Origin of the sequence: Methyloglobulus sp. (assembly GCF_046714055.1) — a bacterium.
In the GTDB taxonomy this organism is placed as follows: domain Bacteria; phylum Pseudomonadota; class Gammaproteobacteria; order Methylococcales; family Methylomonadaceae; genus Methyloglobulus.
Genome location: NZ_JBKKBJ010000071.1, coordinates 1 through 2,893 on the forward strand (window position 1 = coordinate 1; position 2,893 = coordinate 2,893).

Below are 2,893 nucleotides of genomic sequence, written 5' to 3' on the forward strand. Positions count from 1 at the left end.
GAATATCGTTTTAATCGACGCTTTAAGTCGGATGCGTTAGTGCCAAGATTAGTGCGTGCATCAGCCTTAACACCGCCGATGCCCGGACGGTTGCTAAAATTGGCTGAAGCTTATTGGTAATCAGAAACAATTTTAAAGTTTGCAAAAAAACAATTCAGCGCAACTGCGTAAATCCAAAAGTTAAGAAAAAAAGTTAAGGACACCCCTCCCGCTGTCCTTTTTTTGTGTGGATAATCTGAGACATCCCAAAACCATTAAGGATGTCCATGAAAAACCAGCAACAAAACACCCAACCCAAAATCTTACGCTTACCCCAAACCGTAGCCAAAACTGGGTTAGGTCGCAGCACGATCTACAACCTTGTTTCCCGTGGCGAGTTTCCGCAACAAATAAAATTATCACCCCGAACAATGGGTTTTCTTGAGTCTGAGGTAGATCAATGGCTTGCAGGTAAGGTAGAAGCGCGAAATCAAAAGAGGGCTTAAAATGAGAAGATTAAGCACCGCCACGGCGGCGAACCGTGGCAGCGTAAAGATAATATTGCACCCCTATTTTACCTTAACCGACACCGCGCATCAACGGCAAAGGCTACTTGCGTGGCTCGTCACCCATCACTACGCTCGAAGCGCGGCAAAAACTCGACATCATGCACCCGGCGGCGCGTGTCCAGGAATTGCGCGGACTAGGGCATGACATCATCACCCATTGGCAAACTGTTGACACTGGCAAGGCTAAACATCGGGTAGCACGTTACGTTTTACTGAGTGGTGAAAACCATGAATAGTCATTCTGAGATCGATAGTAGCTTTAAAACCGCCATGCTAAACGCTGGCATTAACCCACCGGATAACCTTATTGGCGATGGGCAGTTACACCGCTTTTATGTAGGAGGCGACCGCAAAGGCACATTAAACGGGGCATATACCTTGCACCTTGATAATTGGCCTAGTGGTTTTGTAATGAGCTTCAAGACTGGCGTTACCTTCACCTGGACAGCAAGCGGTAAAAAGCAGCCAATGGCCGCCGCCATGAAAAGGCAGATTGAATATGCTAGACAGGTTAGGCAACAAGAGCAGGATAAGGCACACCAAGCAGCAGCCGAAAAAGCGCGTTTTATCTGGCAACAAGCCGCCAATAACTGAGCAATCGCAACACCCATATTTAGCGAGAAAGCGCGTTAAGCCACATGGGGCAAGGCTACACAAAGGTGTCTTGGTTATCCCCTTGATTGATGAGTCGCACCAGGTTGTTAACCTCCAATTTATAGCCGCCGATGGCACTAAGCGGTTTTTGTCCGGGGGCCGAAAAAAAGGCTGTTTCTCAACTATTGGTAAAGTCACAGATACGATCCTGATAGCAGAAGGATGGGCAACGGGCGCGAGCCTATATGAAACGACCTCGCATAATGTCGTGGTGGGAATGGACGCTGGCAATTTAGAATCGGTTGCAAAGGTAATCCGAAAGCTACACCCAACCGCGAAGATCATCATTTGTGCCGATAACGACCCAGTAGGCGTTGAAAAAGCGACGGTTGCGGCGTTTGCCTGTAATGGGCTGTATATCGCGCCACCCAATGAAGACATGGATTTTAACGACTTCATCAATGCTGGAGGGGTTGTTTATGGATAAGGTCATATCATTGAGCCACCAAGCCCAAACAACAAAGCAATCAGACGACGTAATTATTAAAGAATTAGCCGCACTCAAGCCTTTGGAGTACGACCGAGTAAGGGCCGAAAAGGCCAAGGAGATGAAGGTACAGCTAAAAACCCTTGATGCTCAGGTTACGGCATATCGTGAATCTAAGCAGGAAGCCAAGCGGTTGCCGTTTGATGAAATCGAGCCATGCCAAGAGCCGATAAGCCCGGCAAACTTGCTTGATGAAATATCAACGGCCATTCAGCAATTCATTGTGTTAGACGATGAGCAGGCACACGCGGCGGCATTGTGGGTTGCCCACTCGTGGTTTATTGATGTTTTGGAAATCTCACCGCTGGCGATCATTAACGCACCTGAGAAAGTTTGCGGCAAAACTCAACTGTTGAAGGTATTAGGAAGGATGGCTTACCGACCACTGCCAGCGGCGAACGCTTCACCATCGGCACTATTCAGGGCGGTTGACCTATGGAAGCCAACAATACTAATCGACGAAGCCGACACCTTCTTTAAAGACAATGCGGAACTGCACGGCATGGTTAACGCGGGGCATTCGCGTGACGGCTTTGTGCTGCGCAGTGAGGCTATTGGCGACAGCTACGAGCCTAAAGCATTTCCGGTTTTTAGTGCAAAAGCGATTGCTGGAATAGCCCTAGAAAAACACTTGCCAGATGCAACCATGAGCCGTGGCATTGTGTTTAATTTGCGGCGTAAGCTCCCGCATGAATCTGTGGGCAGGTTACGCCATGCCGATAAGGGCTTGTTTTCTGGCATTGCCGCAAAGCTGGCGAGGTTTGCGGATGATTACTCGCAACAAGTGAGGGAAGCAAGGCCAGTGTTGCCAGATGAACTGTCAGACCGCAACCAGGACAACTGGGACGGTTTACTGGCGGTTGCCTCATGCGCGGGTGACGAATGGTTAAAAAAGGCAACGGCGGCGGCGTTAAAAATATCAGGTGATTGCGAGAAATCGCACAGCATCAGCAATGAATTGTTGGCTGACATTCAGGATATTTTTGAAGCCAAGCGCGTTAGTTTTATTGGAACAATAGACCGTGCTTATCCGGTTGTCACAGACAGCCACTACAGGTAGAATGCTGGGCATCTGTACAGCTGGTGCAATCATGGTTATCGACGTGCTTGGGCGGGATGGTTTGCCGTTCCCGAAGTCACTTCCCGAGTTCCAACAACTTTTCCCGGACGAAGTGGCATGTGCGGCCTACCTTGAGCACGCACG

The 2,893-nt window shown here is 49.0% G+C and carries 5 protein-coding genes and 2 pseudogenes; all 7 read left to right on the forward strand.

The features are described from left to right. Positions 1-120 (forward strand): annotated as a pseudogene (locus ACLQ6D_RS04265) (IS1595 family transposase); the annotation flags it as partial. A 146-nt stretch (positions 121-266) separates the two neighbouring features. Next, complete coding sequence (locus ACLQ6D_RS04270) at positions 267-485, forward strand: helix-turn-helix transcriptional regulator (RefSeq protein ID WP_411726049.1); 219 nt, start codon at positions 267-269, stop codon at positions 483-485. 107 nt (positions 486-592) lie between these two features. Continuing rightward, positions 593-784, forward strand: coding sequence for a helix-turn-helix domain-containing protein (locus ACLQ6D_RS04275; RefSeq protein ID WP_411726050.1), 192 nt, complete (start codon positions 593-595; stop codon positions 782-784). Next, positions 777-1,142: a hypothetical protein gene (locus tag ACLQ6D_RS04280; RefSeq protein WP_411726051.1), complete on the forward strand. Its 366-nt coding sequence runs from the start codon at positions 777-779 to the stop codon at positions 1,140-1,142. The genes ACLQ6D_RS04275 and ACLQ6D_RS04280 overlap by 8 nt, the downstream gene beginning before the upstream one ends. A gap of 82 nt (positions 1,143-1,224) precedes the next feature. After that, on the forward strand, positions 1,225-1,629 hold the full coding sequence (locus ACLQ6D_RS04285; protein WP_411726052.1) for a toprim domain-containing protein: 405 nt from the start codon (positions 1,225-1,227) through the stop codon (positions 1,627-1,629). Continuing rightward, positions 1,622-2,749: a DUF3631 domain-containing protein gene (locus ACLQ6D_RS04290; RefSeq protein WP_411726053.1), complete on the forward strand. Its 1,128-nt coding sequence runs from the start codon at positions 1,622-1,624 to the stop codon at positions 2,747-2,749. The genes ACLQ6D_RS04285 and ACLQ6D_RS04290 overlap by 8 nt, the downstream gene beginning before the upstream one ends. A gap of 31 nt (positions 2,750-2,780) precedes the next feature. Beyond that, positions 2,781-2,893: pseudogene (locus ACLQ6D_RS04295) on the forward strand (IS1595 family transposase); the annotation flags it as partial.

Excerpts from the sequence above, each read along its gene's own strand:
- ACLQ6D_RS04270 (WP_411726049.1), top strand. The coding sequence starts at position 267 with ATGAAAAACCAGCAACAAAACACCCAACCCAAAATCTTACGCTTACCC.
- ACLQ6D_RS04280 (WP_411726051.1), top strand. The coding sequence starts at position 777 with ATGAATAGTCATTCTGAGATCGATAGTAGCTTTAAAACCGCCATGCTA.
- ACLQ6D_RS04290 (WP_411726053.1), top strand. The coding sequence starts at position 1,622 with ATGGATAAGGTCATATCATTGAGCCACCAAGCCCAAACAACAAAGCAA.